Annotated in this window: 19 protein-coding genes and 2 riboswitches; of the genes, 15 read left to right on the forward strand and 4 right to left on the reverse strand. The window is 49.3% G+C overall.

All coding sequences use genetic code 11. The annotated features are described in order from the left end of the window. Window positions 1–70: 70 nt before the first annotated feature. A riboswitch (SAM riboswitch) is annotated at window positions 71–247 on the reverse strand. Window positions 248–420: 173 nt separating this feature from the next. The 9 genes from FB479_RS21015 (at window position 421) to FB479_RS30575 (ending at window position 10,880) form a co-directional block, all read left to right on the forward strand. Continuing rightward, a complete protein-coding gene (locus FB479_RS21015) occupies window positions 421–897 on the forward strand; it encodes a sigma-70 family RNA polymerase sigma factor (protein WP_142066598.1) in 477 nt (158 codons plus the stop codon). Then, window positions 894–2,078, forward strand: coding sequence for an anti-sigma factor (locus tag FB479_RS21020; protein WP_142066599.1), 1,185 nt, complete (start codon window positions 894–896; stop codon window positions 2,076–2,078). Before FB479_RS21015 ends, FB479_RS21020 begins: the two co-directional genes overlap by 4 nt. A 96-nt stretch (window positions 2,079–2,174) precedes the next feature. After that, a riboswitch (SAM riboswitch) is annotated at window positions 2,175–2,320 on the forward strand. 136 nt (window positions 2,321–2,456) lie between these two features. Further along, entirely contained in the window at window positions 2,457–3,686 is a 1,230-nt protein-coding gene (mtnK, locus tag FB479_RS21025; protein ID WP_142066600.1) for an S-methyl-5-thioribose kinase, read from the forward strand. Next, window positions 3,683–4,723 (forward strand): S-methyl-5-thioribose-1-phosphate isomerase, encoded by a 1,041-nt coding sequence (gene mtnA, locus FB479_RS21030; RefSeq protein WP_142066601.1) that lies wholly within the window; start codon window positions 3,683–3,685, stop codon window positions 4,721–4,723. Before mtnK ends, mtnA begins: the two co-directional genes overlap by 4 nt. Before the next feature lie 99 nt (window positions 4,724–4,822). Beyond that, entirely contained in the window at window positions 4,823–5,398 is a 576-nt protein-coding gene (locus FB479_RS21035; protein WP_142066602.1) for a GNAT family N-acetyltransferase, read from the forward strand. 136 nt (window positions 5,399–5,534) lie between these two features. After that, on the forward strand, window positions 5,535–7,277 hold the full coding sequence (locus FB479_RS21040) for an ABC transporter ATP-binding protein (protein WP_142066603.1): 1,743 nt from the start codon (window positions 5,535–5,537) through the stop codon (window positions 7,275–7,277). 16 nt (window positions 7,278–7,293) lie between these two features. After that, window positions 7,294–9,378, forward strand: a complete 2,085-nt coding sequence (locus tag FB479_RS21045; protein WP_142066604.1) for an ABC transporter ATP-binding protein — start codon at window positions 7,294–7,296, stop codon at window positions 9,376–9,378. 28 nt (window positions 9,379–9,406) lie between these two features. Next, window positions 9,407–10,591: an MFS transporter gene (locus tag FB479_RS21050; protein ID WP_106656266.1), complete on the forward strand. Its 1,185-nt coding sequence runs from the start codon at window positions 9,407–9,409 to the stop codon at window positions 10,589–10,591. Between the two features lie 136 nt (window positions 10,592–10,727). Further along, complete coding sequence (locus FB479_RS30575; RefSeq protein WP_170154334.1) at window positions 10,728–10,880, forward strand: hypothetical protein; 153 nt, start codon at window positions 10,728–10,730, stop codon at window positions 10,878–10,880. A 66-nt stretch (window positions 10,881–10,946) separates the two neighbouring features. On the opposite strand, the gene FB479_RS21055 is transcribed toward FB479_RS30575, so the two are convergent. From FB479_RS21055 to sppA, 3 genes are all read right to left on the reverse strand, one after another. Then, window positions 10,947–11,957, reverse strand: a complete 1,011-nt coding sequence (locus FB479_RS21055; protein WP_255438480.1) for a CAP domain-containing protein — start codon at window positions 11,955–11,957, stop codon at window positions 10,947–10,949. Between the two features lie 117 nt (window positions 11,958–12,074). Further along, window positions 12,075–12,566, reverse strand: coding sequence for an RDD family protein (locus FB479_RS21060; protein WP_142066606.1), 492 nt, complete (start codon window positions 12,564–12,566; stop codon window positions 12,075–12,077). 30 nt (window positions 12,567–12,596) lie between these two features. Next, the gene (gene sppA, locus FB479_RS21065; protein ID WP_106656269.1) at window positions 12,597–13,562 is read right to left on the reverse strand and encodes a signal peptide peptidase SppA; all 966 of its coding nucleotides are present in this window, start codon (window positions 13,560–13,562) and stop codon (window positions 12,597–12,599) included. 210 nt (window positions 13,563–13,772) lie between these two features. On the opposite strand from sppA, the gene FB479_RS21070 reads away from it, so the two are divergent. Then, complete coding sequence (locus FB479_RS21070) at window positions 13,773–14,501, forward strand: amino acid ABC transporter ATP-binding protein (RefSeq protein WP_106656270.1); 729 nt, start codon at window positions 13,773–13,775, stop codon at window positions 14,499–14,501. 56 nt (window positions 14,502–14,557) lie between these two features. Here the strand turns inward: FB479_RS21070 and FB479_RS21075 are convergent, their stop codons facing one another. Continuing rightward, window positions 14,558–15,259 carry a polysaccharide deacetylase family protein gene (locus FB479_RS21075; protein ID WP_106656271.1) on the reverse strand — a complete coding sequence of 234 codons (702 nt, stop codon included), beginning with the start codon at window positions 15,257–15,259 and terminating at the stop codon, window positions 14,558–14,560. A 141-nt stretch (window positions 15,260–15,400) separates the two neighbouring features. Between FB479_RS21075 and FB479_RS21080 the strand changes: the two genes are divergently transcribed. From FB479_RS21080 to FB479_RS21100, 5 genes are all read left to right on the forward strand, one after another. Continuing rightward, entirely contained in the window at window positions 15,401–16,213 is an 813-nt protein-coding gene (locus FB479_RS21080) for a DUF2797 domain-containing protein (protein ID WP_106656272.1), read from the forward strand. Window positions 16,214–16,260: 47 nt separating this feature from the next. Beyond that, window positions 16,261–16,452, forward strand: coding sequence for a hypothetical protein (locus tag FB479_RS21085; protein ID WP_106656273.1), 192 nt, complete (start codon window positions 16,261–16,263; stop codon window positions 16,450–16,452). 83 nt (window positions 16,453–16,535) lie between these two features. Then, on the forward strand, window positions 16,536–17,384 hold the full coding sequence (locus tag FB479_RS21090; RefSeq protein ID WP_142066607.1) for a hypothetical protein: 849 nt from the start codon (window positions 16,536–16,538) through the stop codon (window positions 17,382–17,384). 58 nt (window positions 17,385–17,442) lie between these two features. After that, complete coding sequence (locus tag FB479_RS21095; protein WP_106656275.1) at window positions 17,443–17,808, forward strand: arsenate reductase family protein; 366 nt, start codon at window positions 17,443–17,445, stop codon at window positions 17,806–17,808. Further along, a complete protein-coding gene (locus FB479_RS21100; protein WP_106656276.1) occupies window positions 17,805–18,995 on the forward strand; it encodes an aminotransferase class I/II-fold pyridoxal phosphate-dependent enzyme in 1,191 nt (396 codons plus the stop codon). The genes FB479_RS21095 and FB479_RS21100 overlap by 4 nt, the downstream gene beginning before the upstream one ends. Window positions 18,996–19,025 lie beyond the last annotated feature (30 nt).

The raw sequence follows: 19,025 nt of genomic DNA on the forward strand, positions 1-19,025 counted from the left end.
CTTGTATGAATTAAAAAAGCCTCCCCTTTGAGCAGGGAGGCGGTTGTCGACTATGAAAGCGTCTCGTCTCCTCTCATCTCTCGGGTCAGTAGCCGAGACGAGCCAAAGACGCTCCATCTCGACTCTTATCCGTTGGAATTAGCACCGTTTCGCTATCCAAGGTACGCATTATCATCGTACGTTTCATGGTATAGCGCCGGTTGCCGGGCATCATAGGGCCAGTCCCTCAGCCAGCTCGCGATAAGAGTTATTCGTTTCCCCCCATGATATGACGTTCATTGTCAGGAGTCAATCTTTGTTTTTGCAGAGAATGTGCAGCAGGTTATTAGAAAAATAAGACGAAGGTGAAACTTTTTGGCAATTCCTTCGTGGTAAGGGAGGAAGGGGTGTGAACGGCTTGGGAAAGTAGGTCTGGAGGATGTGTACCAGCTGCATGTAAACGATATTTACCGCTATCTTTTCCGGCTGACACGAGATGAGAGGCTGGCAGAGGATTTGACACAGGAAACCTTTTGTCGTGCCTTCTCTTCCTTGGACGACTACCGTGGAGAAAAAGTACGGCCCTGGCTGTTCAAGGTGGCCTATCACGCTTTCGTGGACGGTTATCGCAAGAAGACGAAACAACGATTTGCGTTTGTGGAAGCCCTGCCAGAGCGGCGTGATCAATCTGCGGTCGATCCGGCAGAGCATGTCGTGAACAAGGAGCTGTGGGAAGTGGCTCATGATTATTTGGAGAAGCTTCCGGAAAAGCAGAGACAGGTCATTTTGTTATCTGCCATGCAGTTTTCCTACGCGGAAATGGCCGTGGTACTCGGGATCGAGCTGGCAGACGTCAAACGTTCCTTGTTTCGGGGACGGCAAAAGATGCGGCAGTTGTGGAGGGAGGAAAGCCGATGATGAACAAGGATGAGAATAATCGCGAGCAAAGACTGCTTGCTTATTTGCGTGGGGAAATGGCGGAAGAAGATTCAAAACAATTCGAGGAGGAAATAGCTGCTGACGAGGAATATGCACAGCGGTTGGAGAGGCTTTTGCTGGGGGAAGAAATGGGAGAGGACAACGTGAAAACCAAACAGCCTGAAACGCTGTCAGCTGAAAAACAGCGCGCCATTGTTCGCCGGGGGAAGTGGAAAAATCGGTTGTCCAACGCTGGATTCACTATAGGGCTTCCCTTTTTGGCCGGAGTTGTGTTGTTGATTCTGAATGGCTGGGTCGGGTCATTGATGCATGAAGATCTGTTCCGCGTTGCGAAGTCGATGGTCAACTTTACGCAGCCAGGTGTGAGAGTGGGGAGTAGCGGTTCACAAGTTGGATTGCTGTACGGCAATATCAGCATGGAACTGCGTGAGAGGGTTGGGGGAGAAGAAAAGAACGCGGGTCGTTTTGAGAGTACGAATGTGCTATGGAATGTGAATGCGAAGCCGCAATGGACGAACGGGGTCAGGGAGCAAAAGTTGTTTTTCCGTTATCCGACAGAGGGGGAAACGGAGGATACCATGTCTCTGACTTTACCTGTCTGGACGACAATGGAGAAGCTGCCCGAGGGAACTGTTTCGCAGCTTGCGATATCTTTTGACCACTTCCTGACGTACGAGGAGTACTATAAACTGGTTACCCGCCATGTTACCTCCTCGGGTCAAGATACAGTCTGGCTTGCAGTAGACACAGGGGTAGAGCTCAAGCAGGCTGAAAGCGATGCCGGAGATGTGCTATTTGGTTCCGGGGAAGTATGGGGATTTGCCCAGCGAGAAATGGATTACGGTGGTGCATATGAAAAAGGGGATGGGGACAGAGTAATCGCAAACTATCTGGAGGAAATGAGGTATTTGTCAGAGCAAGAAGAACTGGCTCGCGATATCGGAAAATCCTTACTCTTTGGCAGAGATCTACAGATAGCAGAGCGATACAGCTACATGCATAAAAACGGGGTTCGCATCTACGGAGCTGTCCTAACAGGTCCAACCAAGGAACTGCTGAAACTCAAAGCCGAAAAGTCGATAACAGCAGCGTTTCTAGGCAAGGTAGATTGGTGGAATTGGGAGCGGCCAGCGGTATCGGGAACTCATTACACCTACTAATTGCAAGGTGCGAATTTTTGCACAAAAGGGTGTTGACATCGTGGAAGCGTTGGTTGTATGATTCAAACTAAATCAAAAACCGAATACGTTTTGGATACCTTATCCAGAGAAGGTGGAGGGACTGGCCCGATGATACCCGGCAACCGACATGACGCCATTCAGACGCGAGGAAGCGACTGATTAACAGGCGACATGCACGGTGCTAATTCCTGCAGAAACAAAAGTGGTCTGGAAGATAAGGGGGACATCAACACGGTTCTTACACGTGACGACAGCGACCTCTTTTCTTCGGGAAAAGAGGTCTTTTTTTTCACTCTCGGGACACAAACCAAACAAGTAGAGATAGAGGAAAAATACGTAGAGGGGAGTTTTGGAATCATGGCATATCGCGCATTGACTGAACAGGAAGCAGTGGAGTACGTAAAAGGAATACCGGGTCTTTTTAGCGAAGGAGCAGAGCTGACCAGCCGCGAAATCGGGGATGGCAACCTCAATCTGGTCTTTGATATTCAGGAGCCGGCAACCGGTAAGAGCGTCATTGTCAAGCAAGCACTGCCTTTTGCCCGCGTCGTGGGAGAATCTTGGCCGCTTACGATTGATCGGGCTCGCATCGAGAGCGAGGCACTCCGCATTCAGTACAAATACGTTCCAGACTTGGTGCCACAGGTGTATCATTTCGACGGGGAACTTGCGTTGACTGTCATGGAAAACGTCGGGGACCACATCATCATGCGCAAAGGTCTGATCGAAGGAAAGCGGTACCCGCTATTCGCGAAGCAAATTGGTCGTTTTCTCGCGCAAACCTTGTTCTTCACATCCGATCTGGGTGCACATCCGTACGATAAAAAAGCGTTAGTCGGAACATTCATAAATCCAGAATTATGCAAAATCACAGAAGATCTCGTTTTTACCGATCCGTATGAAAATGCGCCTACCAACGACTTCAACCCGTTGATTCGCCGGGAAGTCGAGGCGATCTGGAACAACAGGCCGCTGAAGCTGGAAATCGCCAAGCTGAAATACGATTTCCTTACCCGCTCGGAAGCGCTATTGCATGGCGACTTGCATACCGGAAGTATTTTCATCACGGAAAACAGCTTGAAAGCAATCGATCCGGAGTTCGCTTACTACGGCCCAATCGGTTTTGACATCGGGGCGGTCATTGCCAATCTGCTGCTCAACTACGCAGGACAGCACGGTTTGCAAAAAGATCAAGGAGAACGGGAAGCGTACCGCGAATACTTACTGGAAACGGTCGAGGATGTCTGGAATGAATTCGTTTCGCAATTCGTTCAGCTCTGGCACAAGCACGCCAAAGAGCGCAGCGCCCATGTCGAAGGACTGTGGCAAAGCTACGTGAAACGCTTGATTCAGGATACAGCAGGCTATGCCGGATGCAAAATCTTGCGCCGTGTCATCGGCTTGGCAGGCGTAGCAGATCTGAATGCCATTGAAGACGACCGGACTCGCGCAGAAGCAGAGCGTCTGGCTCTCTCGATTGGAGAAGCGCTGATTCTCGGTCGCGGCGGCATCGACGAATCGACAGATATCACGGACATCGTACGCACAGTAACTGAACGCTACTACCAGGAGGCTACAACAGTATGACAACCAGCACCCAATTGGCACCTGTAAAGTGGGAGAATGATGCATTGGTCTTGCTTGACCAGACGCGTCTGCCAGTAGAAACGATTTATTTGAACTTGACTACCTCCGAGCAAGTATGGGGTTCCATCCGCCGTTTGGAAGTGCGTGGCGCACCAGCGATTGGCATGGCAGCGGCTTACGGGCTCTACCTTGGTATTCGTGGCAGTGAAGCGGGTAACTACGACGAGTTTTGGCAGGAACTGAACCAGCAGGCAGATTATTTGGGTTCTTCCCGTCCGACAGCCGTGAATCTGTTCTGGGCGTTGGATCGCATCAAGGCTCGTGTTGAAAAAGAAAGTGGAGCGTCTATTGCCGAGTTGAAGGCGGCAGTGCTGGATGAAGCACTGGCGATTCAAAAGGAAGACGCTGAAGTATGCCGGACCATCGGAGAGCATTTGCTCACTCTGTTGCATGACGGGATGGGAATTCTCACGCACTGTAATCCAGGGGCATTGGCTACAGCAGCGTACGGTACGGCTACTGCTCCATTTTATTTGGCAAAGGAACGCGGCTGGAATCTGAAGGTGTACGCGGACGAAACCCGTCCTGTCCTGCAAGGCGCCCGTCTTACTGCATTCGAATTGCAGCAAGCAGGGATTGATGTGACGCTGATCTGCGACAACATGGCGGCGATGGTGATGTCTCAAGGGAAAGTAGAGGCTGTCATCGTGGGTACAGACCGCGTAGCAGCGAATGGAGATGTCGCCAACAAAATCGGTACGTATGGGGTAGCGGTATTGGCAAAAGCTCACGGCATTCCTTTTTACGTGGCAGCTCCCTTGTCCTCTGTCGATCTGGAGACACCGACAGGCGCAGATATTCCGATTGAAGAGCGCCCATCCGAGGAAATTACCCATGGCTTGGGCAAACAGGTTGCTCCAGACGATATCAAGGTGTACAATCCTGCGTTCGATGTAACGCCTGCGAAGTACATTACAGCGATCGTCACGGAGACAGGCATTTTCAAGCCGGAAGAGATCGGCAATAGCAAAAAATAAAAGAACTTTTAATAAGCGTTCGCCGTATTGCTGCTGGCGGGCGCTTTTTGCTCATTTTGGCGTTTTCCAGTAAAATATCCAAGAAAAGGGGAGATACGTATGCAAACGATTCAACGGATAGCAATCAATAAAGATACGTACTTGAAACAATTAGAATTAGCTGATGCTGAGGAGTTATTTTTGCTTACGGATTCGAACCGGGAGAATCTTATGGAATGGCTGCCGTGGCTGAATTATACGAAGAAGGTAGAGGATTCGCGTCAATTCATCCAAGCGACGATCAATCAGTACAACGATAATCGCGGCATCAACTACGGCATTTGGTACCAAGGACGTCTGGCTGGTACAGTCGGCGTACATACGGTGGATTGGATCAACAAAAAGACGTCCATTGGCTATTGGCTGGGTGCGCAATTTCAGGGCAAGGGCCTGATGACAGAAGCAGTGGCGACCTACTTGGACGTATTGATCTTCGGGTCATGGGATTTGGAAAAAGTAACGATTCAGGCTGCTACGGAAAACTACAAGAGCAGATCGATCCCGGAACGTTTAGGGTTTCAACTGGAAGGGGTACTCCGACGGAATGAATTCCTTTACGATCATTACGTGGATCATGCCACATACAGCCTGTTAAAAGAGGAATGGCTTGACTGGAAAACCGATAAAAAAATTTAGATTGAACTGTATGCTTTGATTGACAATGAAAATTCTGTAAATTACGATAGTGAGGACAGATCAAGAGGGCTGCGCGTGATTCGCAAGCCCTTTTTTTAGTCCTGCTGTTAGGTTTGAATAAATAGAGGTGATTTACATGCAGACACTTCGGCAATTATCTTGGTTTTTCCGAGCCTATTGGAAACGGTATGTCATTGGAATCTCTGTGCTGTTTATCATCGATGTCCTCATGCTTTGGCCACCGAAATTAATCGGGGACACGGTGGATTCGATTCGCAACAGCTCCCTGACGGACGCTGACTTGACGCAAACAGTGGTCATCTTGCTCGTGTTGGGTGTTAGCTTGTATGGATTGCGGTTTCTCTGGCGGTACTTGTTAAATGGGGGAGCCTTGATTCTGGAGAGGACGCTGCGCGAGCGACTGTTTGCCCATTTGACGAGAATGACCCCGTCGTTTTTTCATCGCAAACGCAGTGGCGATCTGATGGCCGTCGCTACCAACGACATTCCTGCCATTGAACAAACGGCTAGCACAGGGGTGCTAACGCTTGTTGATGCGCTGTTCATGACCTTGTTAACACTGGGCGTCATGGTGACCGCGATTGATTGGAAGCTCACGCTGGCTGCACTGATCCCGATGCCATTTTTGGCTTGGTCAACGGCTTACTATGGAAGGTTGCTGCATGAGCGTTTTTACTTGGCGCAGGAAGCCTTCGGAGAGATGAATGATCATGTCCAACAATCCGTATCGGGCGTTCGGGTATTGAGAGCATTTGTTCAGGAAAAGGCCGATATCGAGGCATATCGCCGGGTCAGTGAAAAAACGCTGGAGCGAAATGTGAGCGTTTCGCGGATCGACGCCCTGTTCGAGCCGACGATCGCGATTATTATTGGCTTCAGCTTTTTGATTGGTCTGGCCTATGGGACGTATTTGGTGTTCACCAGCGCCATCTCCTTAGGGGATTTGGTTGCGTTCAATTTATACTTGGGACTTTTAATTTGGCCGATGTTCGCCTTTGGTTGGCTAGTCAATGTGTTGCAGCGAGGCGGCGCTTCCCACAAGCGTTTTACAGAGCTAATGGTAGAGCAGCCAGATGTGACGGAGGCAGCGAATCCGATTGCAAACCAAATCGCCAATACTGTAGAAGCACGCCAATTTTCCTTTACGTATCCAGGCACTGACAAGCCGGCACTCACTGACATCTCGTTTCGTTTAGGCGAAGGAGAGACGCTTGGGATTGTCGGGCGGACGGGAAGCGGCAAGTCGACGCTATGCCGTGCCTTATTGCATCAATATCAGATGAAGGAACAAGCTCTGTTTATCGGGGGCATCCCGATCGAAGGACTCGCTTTTGATACGCTGCGGGAAAAAATCGGCTACGTGCCTCAGGAGCATTTGCTGTTCTCACGGACGATTGCAGAAAATGTTACATTCGGGAAACCACAAGCGACGACCGAGGAAGTGATGCATGCGTTGGAGCTTGCGGAGATGAAGAGAGATCTGGCCCAATTCAGAGATGGATTGCAAACCATGGTTGGAGAGAAGGGGGTCACCCTCTCCGGGGGGCAAAAACAGCGGATTTCCATTGCACGCGCTCTGTTGATGGATGCGGGTATCCTGATTCTCGACGATTCTTTATCGGCTGTGGACGCGAGGACTGAGGAAAGTATCCTTCGTCATCTGCGACAGGAGCGCGCGGATAAAACGACCATTATTACGGCTCATCGACTGTCTGCCGTACAGCACGCCCAACTGATTCTCGTGCTGGATGAGGGGCAGATCGTCGAGCAGGGGACACATGATGAGCTAATGCAGCGCAACGGCTGGTATGCAGAGCAGTACCGTCGTCAGCAAATGGAACAGGATGTGGCTGGTTGAAAGGGGGAAGCGTTTCATGAGCAAAGAAAATGTATGGGGGCGTTTGACCGAGTACGCCAGACCATTTCAAAAGCAAATACTGGGAGCGCTGTTCCTGCTCTTGCTGGGAACGAGTGCAGAGCTGGCGGGGCCTTTTTTAGCCAAGGTCATGATTGATAATCACATTCTGGCGATTCAAAAGCCTTGGTATCAATTGGACGAAGTGCCACCACAAGCAGCGGGGCAAGTCGCTTCAGTGAACGGTACGAACTATATTCGTGAAGATGTCGCAGCAGAGACAGGTCTTGCTTTGGACAGTATCAATCAAAAAGAAGTAACCGTGCTGACAGAAGGCACGACCTATTACTTGATTTCCGGCAAAGTGAATCAAAACGGGGAGAAGCAATTCACCCCGATTGCGCCAGAAAACGGCAGGGAGCGCTTCGAGGTAAAAACGAAGGATCAATCAGGACAAAACACGACCTTCACAGGCATTCGGCTGACCGCAGCGGAAGTCAAGGCTATGTATCAGGGGGATGTCCTGCCGATTATCTGGCTGTCCGTAGGTTATGGAGTACTGATCTTGCTCTCAGCTGGTTTCAACTACGTCCAGATTTTGTGGCTGCAAAAGATCGCCCAGCGCATCATTCAGCAAATGCGGATGAAGCTGTTTATCCATTTGCAAAAGCTCCCGGTTGCCTTTTTTGACAAAACGCCAGTAGGTGCGCTTGTCTCTCGTGTGAGCAATGATACAGAAGCCATCCGTGAGCTGTATGTAAGTGTGCTCGCCACATTTGTACAAAACGGTCTTTATTTAATTGGAATCTTGATCGCGCTCTACATCTTGCAGCCGCAGCTCGCCTTCTTCTGCTTTTTGACGGTGCCAGTGCTCGTACTGTTAGTCTACGTGTATCAAAGGTACAGCTCTCGCTACTATGCAGTGATTCGCGCGAAGCTCGGTGATATGAACACAACGATCAATGAAATGATCCAGAACATGACGATCGTGCAGGCTTTTCGTCGGGAGAAAGGTGTACAAAAGGAGTTTGCGGATGTAAACGAAGACTACTTCAAGGTGCGGATGAAAGAAATCAATCTGGAATCCTTGCTTTTGCGCCCAGCGGTAGATTTGATCTGGAAAATTTCCTTGACTCTGATCGTATGGTATTACGGCTCGACTTCCTTCCACAGCGCGATTTCCTTCGGTGCGCTTTTTGCTTTTGTCGATTACATGGGACGTTTTTTCGAACCGATCAACATGATCATGAATCGGTTGTCCCAAATGCAGCAGGCGACCATTTCGGCGGGACGCGTCTTCGAAATTATGGATGAGGTGCCAGAGAAGAAAGAAACGGGTGCACAAATCGAGCGCCCGCGTGGAGAGGTTGTTTTTGAAAACGTCTCTTTTGCATATCAGGGTGACGATTACGTCTTGAAAAACGTCTCCTTTACGGCGCAGCCTGGTCAGACGATTGCACTGGTGGGGCACACCGGATCGGGAAAAAGCTCTCTGATGAATTTACTGCTCGGGTTCTATCCGGTGACAAAAGGAAGCATTTTGATCGACGGGCAAGATATGAGACAGATTGATACGCACTCATTGCGCAGTCATGTCGGACTCGTTTTGCAGGACCCGTTCTTGTTTACGGGAAGCATTGGATTCAATATTCGTATGTATAATGAGACGGTTACGGATGAAGAAGTGAAGCGGGCTGCAAAAGCGGTACGTGCTGACGAATTCATTTCCAAGCTGCCGGGCAGTTATGACGAACCAGTCGTCGAGCGAGGCATGACGCTATCCGCCGGTCAACGCCAATTGATTTCCTTTGCTCGGGCATTGGCTGCTGATCCCGCGATGCTGATCTTGGATGAAGCAACGGCAAGCATTGACAGTGAAACAGAGCTAGCTATTCAGGAAGCGTTGCATGTACTATCAAAAGGTAGGACGACATTCATCATTGCACATCGATTGTCGACGATTCAGCATGCCGACCAGATTCTTGTTTTGTCCCGTGGAGAAATCATGGAGCGAGGTACACATGATGAACTCATGGCGCAAAATGGTCTTTATCAAAAAATGTATCAGCTTCAACAGGGGAGTGCTTCCGTAGAGAGTGCTTAGTAGGGAGCTAGGAAGGAGAAACAACACCATGTCACAGTCACGTTACACCTTTTGGGTGTTGATTTTGGTTGTCGGCATTGCGGGGTTAAGTCAAGGCTTGACGATCCCGATGCTGACGGTTTTATTGGAAAAACAAGGTGTTTCATCCGTGATGAATGGACTCAACGCCGCTGCTTTGTATATTGGGATGGTCATGGTCAATCCATTTTTGGAAATCCCGCTGCGGCGCATTGGATACCGGGCCACGATCTTATGGGGGTTGCTGTTGGTGACGATCGCAACAGCACTCATCCCGATGTTCAACCATTTGGCGATCTGGTTCGTTTTACGTTTATTGATGGGTGTGGGCGATAGCGGTTTACATTACGCCAGCCAAATGTGGGTGACCAAGATTGCAGCTCCCGAGAATCGGGGACGCGATCTGTCCATTTACGGGCTGGCCTATGGAGTGGGCTTTAGTATTGGTCCATTAGGCTTAAGCGTGCTGCATTTGGGGATTTGGGTACCGTTTGGCGGCTTGCTCGTTTTGTATCTGGTTGCCTTCTTATTATTATCCAGGATCAAAAATGAGTTCCCCGAACAGATCGAACAAACGGAAAAGAAGCAAAACAAATATGCGTTTGTTTTGCGGCTTGCTTGGCTGGCGCTCATTCCTTCGTTTTTGTACGGATTCATGGAGACGTCACTTAACGGCAGTTTCCCCGTTTATGCCTTGCGTACCGGTTTGTCCGTTGAATGGGTTTCCTTGATTCTTCCGTCGTTTGTCGTGGGAAGTATTATCTTGCAGATGCCGCTGGGGGCATTGAGTGACCGAATAGGACGCAAGCAGGTCATGCTCGTGTGCGCTCTTGTTGGGGGAGTGGCCTTCTTCCTGTTCCCGTTTGCAGGTGAAAACGTATGGCTGATGATGCTGTTGTTGGCCATAGCAGGAGCGGCTGTCGGTTCTTTTTACTCGCTGGGCTTGGCTTTTTCGGCAGATATTTTACCAGCATCGATGGTTCCTACCGCAGGAATCATCGCGGGCGTCAATTTTGGTGTCGCAAGTATTTTGGCTCCGAATGTGAATGGCCTGCTGATGGACGTGTGGGAGCCGTGGACGATCTTTTGGCTGATGGGATCGCTGCTCATTGTTTTTGCGGCAGCTTGTCTGTTTTTCAAACAAAAAGCAACCCAGGAACAGACGTATTCGATGCCCTTGCAAAAACAGGGGTAAAGACAAGGATGGATAAGCTTCGCCAAGCTTTTTGGCGAGGCTTTTATTTTTTTTTGCCCAAAAAAGCATAAACGGGCATCAAGGAGGGAAGCGTATGAATAGTAAGTAGAACAGCATGATTGGAAGGGGTTACCCGATGCTGACACCATGCATTTTCAGAAGAGGCATTGCCTGGATCTTATTTTTCGTGCTTAGTCTGGTAATCATCCCGTTTTTCTCAGATGACGGCCAGACTCCGACACCGTCTGCACCTGCACCTGCCACTACAAATGCAACTTCGCAGCCATAGCTTTATTCTTGTTTTCACCCAAAAAAAGACACGCCATTGACGACGGCGTGTCTTTTTTCTGTAGGGTTAGCGGGTGACAAAATTTTGCGTGAAATACGGGCGACCGTCTTTCATAACAATACCGACACCGAGCTGCTTGAATTTTGGAGAGAGCAAGTTTTGACGATGGCCTGCGGAGTTCATCCAGCTCATGTGGGCTTCGATCCCGTCTAGCTGTCCGTAGGCAATATTTTCACCAGCTGAGCTGTAACGAATGCCGGCTTGTTTCAAACGATCAAACGGACTTCCCGTAGAGGGGGAAGTATGGTTGAAAAAGTTATGCTGGGCCATGTCTTGGCTGTGTGCTCTGGCCACTGCTGCAACTTGTTCATCCCAAGTGACAACAGGCAGCTTGGCACGTTGCCTCGCCACGTTGAGCAAGTCCAAATTTTGTTTCTCGTATGCGAGCGCTGCCTGCTTTATCTGTGTGTCTGTCAGTTTAGGCAGTTCGGGTAATTTCGAATAGGAAATGGGATACATCAAGCCAATCGCAATGGTGGCAAAATGCTCAGGAGTAGAGATGCGCACGCCTGCGACCTTATTTCCACCCAGCTGATCGATAGAGAAGGTGATCGCCTGATTGTTCTGTACATAGGTCGGATGAGTAAGGGTATTTTTTTGGATACGCAGACTTGGGATGATCGTCAGCGTGTTTTGCGGTGCACCCCAGCTGTTTTGCAGGTCTTTTGTGGTAGAGCCAATCGTGATGCCATTCAGATTCAGTTTGGCTCCATTGGTAAATAAAGTCACGACTTTGCCATTTTGCATGCCGACTTGAATATAGTTGTTCAAATCTTGATTGTAAATCCAACATTCCACGCCCGTATGACTAGGATCAATGCGAGCAGGCTTGCCTAATGTTTGTTCTACCTGTGCTGTGCTCATTCCTAGCTGAAGGTTATAGACGTTATTCGTTTTAACGGCTGCTGCTTGAGGGACAGCAGGTGCAGCTGAAACAGGAAGGACAGGGGCAACGTGGCCGAGCAGAGCCAGCGAAAGGCTCAGGGCGAGGATGCTGGTTACTTTGTGTTTACGCATGTATCTTCCTCCTCGGTTGGGATAGAATCTGCCTTGTTGGTAATGGTATCGGCAGGAAGCAGCCACAAAAATAGGGACCAAGGATGCAAAAATAAAACCCCCGCAATAGAGCGGAGGTTATGGTCGACGATCCCGGATGACATACGTTTTGGCGATCAGATCATGCCAGCCTTGCTTTCGTGGGTGCCAGGCAACCCATAGATAGCCCAGTCCGAATACAAGTGAAGAGACGAATTTGCCGATGACTTCGCGTAAAAATACCTGTCCGCCAGTCAGATTGCCTCGCGCCTGTCTGGCACTGATGACACGGATGCCTGTGATCAGCTTTCCCAAGGTTTGTCCGGTCCACCAAGTCAGCAAGATCATATAGAGGAGATCAAACAACACCTCTAACAAATCAATGAAGTGAAAAGAGGCGTATGGAACGGCAAAAAAACGTCGCAACGGATTGAAAATGAGATAGCTAATGCCGATCAAGAACAGCGAATCAAGGAGCGACGCTACCACACGAATCCAGAAGCCCGCATACAAATGTTGTGGATGGGCTTCTGAATAGGGGGCAAGGGAATCGGGATCATGTGCTTTTTCTTCGTTGGGAAGCTGGTTCATCGGAAGCCACTCCTTTTTTGTTTTAACAGGCTAGGGCATGAACTGATACAGTAGGCGAGGTGAATTTTGGCGGTCCCATATTCGATTGAGCCCCAGCGGATCAGGATTCGACCAGTACTGCTTCATACTGAATAACAGCTTGCTGATGGAGAGCTGATCTGCATAGCGGATAACCATGGCTTCTTTTTCTCCAGACAAAGAGAGGGCGTAGCGTGTCGCTTCCTCCAAATCACCGAATTCATCGATGAGCCCCAGGCGTTTTGCTTGCTCACCGGAATAGACACGGCCGTCAGCGATTTCCAGTACGCGTTGACGGGAGAGGTTGCGGCCTTTGACGATAACGTCGACGAAATTGTTGTAGCTTTCGTTGACGAGTGTTTGGAAAATTTGCCGCTCGGGGTCGGTCAAGGGCCGGGCTGGACTGCCGATGTCCTTAAAGCGTCCGCTTTTGATCGCGTATTGATGCACACCCAGCTTATTCGCTGCTTCACTGTAGTTAACCAAATTGAAAATCACACCGAGACTACCGGTCAATGTATTGGGATTGGCAAAAATCGCATCGCCTGTTGTGGCCAAGTAATAGCCCCCTGAGGCTGCTGTGGAGCCCATACTGACCACGATGGGAAGATTGCGGACCTGCTTGAGCTTCAGCAAGCGTCTGTGCAGTTCATCTGTAGCGACGACCTCTCCGCCTGGACTATCAATGCGAAGGACAACGGCTTTTACCAGCTCATCCTCTTCAATTCGGCGGAGCTGTTCAGTCAATAGCTCCGTCATCGAGGGCAGCCCAGCGGTGCTTTGCTGTCCCGAAATCACGCCGTTGACAAACAGCTGCACAATTTTGCTGTTGCCATAGCCCGATACGACATTTTCTTCCCAAGCGAAACCAGGATGGTCGACGAGCTCCGTGTAAGTCCCGTAAATACCCTCCACCAAAAGCCCTAATAGAAAAACGACCAGTACGATGACGAGAGTGACCCATTTTTTTCGATGCATGAAAACCACCTCGCACTTAGCATGAGCCGTTGAGGGCAGAGTTACGCATGGGACGAGCACTGGAAAAAATGGATTGACGCGATCGGATACGTGGATGGAGGATGACGACCAAAAGGCTGGATAGTAAATTCATGCAATCTTTTGACTATTGCGGTAAAATAGAAATACAAGAACTACAAGCTTGTTCTATCGCAATAGGGGGACAGACAAATGATTATACAGGTGTCGAATTTGACGAAGAACTACGGCGATCTGAAAGTGTTGAAGGGCATTACGACTCAGGTAGCAGAAAAGGAAGTAGTCTGTGTCATTGGTCCGTCAGGCTCGGGAAAGAGCACGTTTTTACGTTGCTTGAATCAGCTGGAGGAAATGAGCAGCGGAAGGATTGTTATCAACGGACATGATTTGTCAGACCCCAAGACCGATATTAATAAAGTCAGAGAAGAGGTCGGGATGGTCTTTCAGCGCTTTAATCTTTTTCCGCATAAAACGGTACTGGAAAACGTCATGCTGGCCCCTGTAAAAGTAAAGAAAATGTCTCAGGAAGAAGCTCGCAAGCAAGGCTTGGCTCTCTTGCAGAAGGTAGGGCTACAGGATAAGGCTGATGTGTATCCCGAGCGGCTGTCGGGGGGGCAGATGCAACGAGTGGCAATCGCAAGGGCGCTCGCCATGAATCCAAAGGTTATGCTGTTTGATGAGCCGACATCCGCCCTGGACCCGGAGCTTGTAGGAGAGGTGCTGGCCGTCATCAAAAATTTAGCCAAAGAAGGCATGACAATGGTGATCGTGACGCACGAAATGAATTTTGCCAAGGAAGTGGGCGACCGAATCATTTTTATGGATCAAGGTATTATTATGGCAGAAGGTCATCCCAGTGAGGTTTTTGGCAATAACGTTAACGATCGCTTGCGTTCGTTCTTGGGCAAGGTATTGGCGTAAAAGAAAGGCACCAGTGCTTCGTTTTGTTTCATGAAAAACGAGGCACTGGTGCCGTATTATTTTGCTGCATCCAACAATTGACTGACCGTGACAAATCGATAGCCTTGCGAACGCAAATCCGTGATGAGCTCCCGGAGCGCAGCGACTGTTTGCGCTTGGTTCAGACCCCCATCATGAAACAGGATGATATCCCCGGAGGAGACATTGCTCTTGACGCTTTTGGCAATGACGTTAGCCGTGCGTGCCAAAGACCAATCACGAGGATCAACGGACCAGACAATGATGTCGTAGCCACTGGATTGAACCGCATTCATGACGTCATGTGTCAGGATGCCGTAGGGGGGACGGTAATATTGCGCCAAAATACCGGTTGTCTTCAAAATGGAGCGTTCTGCATGCTTGATTTCTTCGTATACTTCATGCTCGGTCAGCTTGTTCAGATCAAAATGGTGGTAGCCATGGTTGCCGATTTCATGCCCAGCCTTGTAAATCCACTGCATGACCTTTGGATGCTTGTCCACTTGTGAGCCAAGGACAAAAAACGTAGCGCGAACGTTGTACTGATGCAGCACCTCAAGAATTTTGGGCGTATAGATAGCATCCGGCCCATCATCAAAAGTAAGAGCGACGACCTTTTTCTCTGTGTCGATTCTGTGGATCGGCTCATACGAAGGCAGTGTTTGTTGGGCGAAAGCAGGTAGGGTGCCGTAGCCAAGAAGGCAGGCGAAAAGTAAGGCGTACCGTATGCATTTGCGCATGGACAATCGCCTCCTTCTTCTGGGATGTGATTAGGTTCACCTCCTGCCAGGGAAAACATGCTACCAAAAGAAAACAGCGGTCAGAGTATGCGGCGGTTATGTTAAAATGAAAGAACCGTACATAGGAGAGGAGAGAGTTTGGTGGAACTCCGCGGTATTTTGCAAGGACTAACACACGAGTACCATGGAGGGGACAAGCCGGTAGACTACTATTTGAATATCGGTGAAGATCGCCTTCCGCTTAATGAATGGCTGGGCAGTGAATTGACGATTTCGTTTTTAGGTGAAAAAAACTGCATTGCCTGTGGCCGCAAAACAAACAAGACGTTTAACAGCGGGTATTGCTATCCCTGTTTTACCAAACTGCCGGAAAATGACTTGTGCATCGTCAAGCCGCATGAATGTCATTTTGACTTGGGGACTTGCCGGGACGAGAGCTTCGGCGAGAGATACTGCATGATTCCTCATTTTGTCTATCTGGCAGTGTCGAGTGATATAAAGGTAGGATTGACTCGCAAGCATAATGAATTGAGACGCTGGGTGGATCAAGGCGCAATTCGCGCGATTCCAATTGCAGAGGTTCCGACGCGTCGAATGGCTGGGGAGCTTGAATTCCACTTGAGTCAGTTTTTGCCGGACAAGACCAACTGGCGCAAAATGCTCAAGGGAGATGTGAAGGAAATAGACTTGCTCGCCATGCGTGACGAAGTGTACGGTCATTTTCCTGAACAGTTTAAAGCATTCCAATATCGCGAGGATGAATGGGTAGACATTGCCTATCCGATCCTGGAGTCTCTGGATAAAATCAATTCCAAGACACTCGATAAAGAAGAACAGCTCGGCGGCCGATTGATCGGTGTGAAAGCACAGTATTTGATTTTTGACAATGGTGTATTCCAGGCGAGAAAGCACGCTGGCTATCAAGTCGAGATCAAAGCAAAACCGTCTGCATAATGACGTGCAAACTCCTCACACTAGGACATGTGAAGGAGGATGGGCAGATGGATGAGCACATTGAGTACACCATGCCTTTAACCGGGACACTGGCTGAGGCTGTGGAAGACCAGAATGCCAAGCAACTAGGGGTGCCCTTCTCGCCGCTTTCGCAAATGTGGCAGGTAAACCCGGATGCTCGGACGAATGAAGAAGAGACTGCGAAAAGCAGGCGCAATGAAAGCAACATGCCGCAATAGCAGTTTACGTATGAACGACAGCCAGAAGACAGTGATGGCTGTCGTTTTTGTTTAGCACGGTGAATACGTGAGGAGGCAGAGGTATGCACGTCTGGTTGCATTCTTTTTGGGTAGCGATGGTGCTAATCGGTTGCATGTGGGGGATGTACGAAATCGGAGCAAAACAAATCGGAAATATGAATACGAAAAAAGCAGCACTTGCAACGCCAGTTATTTCCACACAAGCGAGTCAGAAGTTGGTGGACCGTGACGCCGTTGTTGAAGCGTTTGATTGGACAGACGACAAGGGTGTAGGCCTCGAGTATAACGAAGCTGAGCTGTTACAAATGCAAAAAGATCCGGACAACCATAACTACAAAAAAGTTCTCCGCCGTTTTGTGCAGAGTGAGTTGAAAACGGAAATCGAGAGCTTTCAAACGATAGGCAGTCAATTAAATCCCAGGAGAATTCTTGTAGCGACGACAGACGGCATGCTGTACGAGGTGACGATGAAAAAAAGGAGTAATCATCGGCAATTGTGGACGGTAGAAGGATACAACATGACGGCTGGATATAGGACGGATGTGGAGAAAGAGCAAGACCTGCTGCCGGAAGATATGTATCCAACCTATCGAGTGATGGAGCTAGCCGAAGCCGATTTGCAAATCCAAGCGTGGGCGAAGCCGCTTATTCAGAACAGTCAGGGCCATACATTTAACACTGCTCTAAACGGCAAAACCTATCTCTTGATCAAAACATCCCAGAGCGAAACAGATTCGGTGGAGATTGAGGGAATTAGAATCTGGGTGGAAGAAATGCTCGTCCATTATCAAACATATGAATTTGGAGAAGGGGCAGATCGTTCCATACTTAATAACTACTTGCTGATTGAAGTGCCGGAAACTGCAGAATCTGGCGTGACGTTTTACAATACGGTAACCGTTGTCCGTTAGGTGTACTTCTTTTACAATGAAAGAAACGACGACATAAACCAAAAGCGAGGAAATACATATGACGATGAAAGCCTACCTGTACAACAAATGTGATACATGCCGCAAAGCGAAAAAATGGCTCACGGATCAAAATATTCCCTTTGAAGAAATTCCGATTGTTGATGCACCGCCGTCCAAAGAGGAGCTGCGCCAAATTTGGCAGACAAGCGGTCTCGATTTACGCAAGTTTTTCAATGTGAGTGGTGTCCATTACCGCGAGCTGGGCTTAAAGGACAAGCTTCCTACGATGTCAGAGGATGAAATGCTTGAGCTGTTGGCTTCCAATGGCAAGCTGATCAAACGGCCACTTATCACAAACGATCGTACTGTAACCCTTGGTTTCAAAGAAGAAGAACTGGAGAAGGCTTGGGGAGGGAAGGCATGATGCGCCAACCTTCCAAAAGACTGAACCATCTTTCAGCCGATATTTTTTCAGAGATGGAGGCTCGCAAACGGGAAGTTGCCAAAACAAGAACAGTATACGACTTGAGCATTGGCAGTCCTGATCAGCAGCCTGACGAGAAGCTTCTGCAAACGTTAATCCATGCCATCCAGCAACCAGCTGCTTTTCGCTATCCATTGAGCGATGGAACGGCGGCCTTCCGAGAAGAGGTCGCCCGCTGGTATCAATATCGTTTTGGGGTGGAGCTGGCGCCAGATGGGGAGGTTCATTCCTTGATGGGGTCTCAGGATGGCTTGGCTCACTTTGCTTTGGCATGGACCGATCCTGGAGATATCGTCCTCGTACCTGATCCTGGGTATCCGATCTACGAAGGCAGTGTTCATTTGGCGGGGGCGGTACCTTACCGGATGCCTCTGCGGGCAGAAAATGATTTTTTGCCAAAGCTGGCAGACATTCCGGAGGAGATTGCGGCTCGTGCAATGTTTATGATTCTGAACTATCCGAATAATCCAATTTCCGCGGTCGCTACCCTTGCGTTTTTTGAAGAGGTCGTGGCGTTTGCCAAACGTTTTGACATTATCGTAGTTCATGATTTGGCTTACTCGGAGATGGTGTTTGACGGCTACCAAGCGCCGAGCTTTTTGCAAGTGCCAGGAGCGAAGGAAGTGGGAATTGAATTTAACTCGTTTTCCAAGAGCTTCAACATGGCAGGCTGCCGGATCGCTTACGTTGTAGGGAATGCAGACATCATCAAGCCGCTTGCGATTGTAAAATCCAATATCGATTACGGCGTCTTTTTGCCTGTACAGCAAATGGCCATTGAGGCTATGCGAAATGATCGGGAATCGGGTGGGACAAACACAGTCGCGCCCGTTTACCAGGAACGGCGTGATGTACTGCTAGGGGAATTGGCAAAAGCAGGATGGAGCATCCCATCTCCCAAGGCGACCATGTTCGTCTGGGCAGCGGTACCGAACGGCTGGACGTCGCGAGAGTTTGCCTTCGCGTTACTGGAAAAAGCCGGAGTCGTGGTCGTTCCGGGAAGTGCCTTCGGCGAAGAAGGAGAAGGGTATGTAAGAATGGCCCTCGTCCAACCTCCCGAGATCCTGTTAGAGGCTGTAGCTGCCATCGATCAATCCGGGATTCTTCGCATGAAAACTAGTGTGTAGCGGTTGAAGTGAAAAAAGAGGGGATGAGCT

The sequence above is a fragment of the Brevibacillus sp. AG162 genome, assembly GCF_006715575.1.
GTDB lineage: Bacteria > Bacillota > Bacilli > Brevibacillales > Brevibacillaceae > Brevibacillus > Brevibacillus brevis.

Coding starts and splice junctions, on each gene's coding strand:
- FB479_RS21020 (WP_142066599.1), top strand. CDS start 894: ATGATGAACAAGGATGAGAATAATCGCGAGCAAAGACTGCTTGCTTAT.
- mtnK (WP_142066600.1), top strand. CDS start 2,457: ATGGCATATCGCGCATTGACTGAACAGGAAGCAGTGGAGTACGTAAAA.
- mtnA (WP_142066601.1), top strand. CDS start 3,683: ATGACAACCAGCACCCAATTGGCACCTGTAAAGTGGGAGAATGATGCA.
- FB479_RS21035 (WP_142066602.1), top strand. CDS start 4,823: ATGCAAACGATTCAACGGATAGCAATCAATAAAGATACGTACTTGAAA.
- FB479_RS21040 (WP_142066603.1), top strand. CDS start 5,535: ATGCAGACACTTCGGCAATTATCTTGGTTTTTCCGAGCCTATTGGAAA.
- FB479_RS21045 (WP_142066604.1), top strand. CDS start 7,294: ATGAGCAAAGAAAATGTATGGGGGCGTTTGACCGAGTACGCCAGACCA.
- FB479_RS21050 (WP_106656266.1), top strand. CDS start 9,407: ATGTCACAGTCACGTTACACCTTTTGGGTGTTGATTTTGGTTGTCGGC.
- FB479_RS30575 (WP_170154334.1), top strand. CDS start 10,728: ATGCTGACACCATGCATTTTCAGAAGAGGCATTGCCTGGATCTTATTT.
- FB479_RS21055 (WP_255438480.1), bottom strand. CDS start 11,957: ATGCGTAAACACAAAGTAACCAGCATCCTCGCCCTGAGCCTTTCGCTG.
- FB479_RS21060 (WP_142066606.1), bottom strand. CDS start 12,566: ATGAACCAGCTTCCCAACGAAGAAAAAGCACATGATCCCGATTCCCTT.
- sppA (WP_106656269.1), bottom strand. CDS start 13,562: ATGCATCGAAAAAAATGGGTCACTCTCGTCATCGTACTGGTCGTTTTT.
- FB479_RS21070 (WP_106656270.1), top strand. CDS start 13,773: ATGATTATACAGGTGTCGAATTTGACGAAGAACTACGGCGATCTGAAA.
- FB479_RS21075 (WP_106656271.1), bottom strand. CDS start 15,259: ATGCGCAAATGCATACGGTACGCCTTACTTTTCGCCTGCCTTCTTGGC.
- FB479_RS21085 (WP_106656273.1), top strand. CDS start 16,261: ATGGATGAGCACATTGAGTACACCATGCCTTTAACCGGGACACTGGCT.
- FB479_RS21090 (WP_142066607.1), top strand. CDS start 16,536: ATGCACGTCTGGTTGCATTCTTTTTGGGTAGCGATGGTGCTAATCGGT.
- FB479_RS21095 (WP_106656275.1), top strand. CDS start 17,443: ATGACGATGAAAGCCTACCTGTACAACAAATGTGATACATGCCGCAAA.
- FB479_RS21100 (WP_106656276.1), top strand. CDS start 17,805: ATGATGCGCCAACCTTCCAAAAGACTGAACCATCTTTCAGCCGATATT.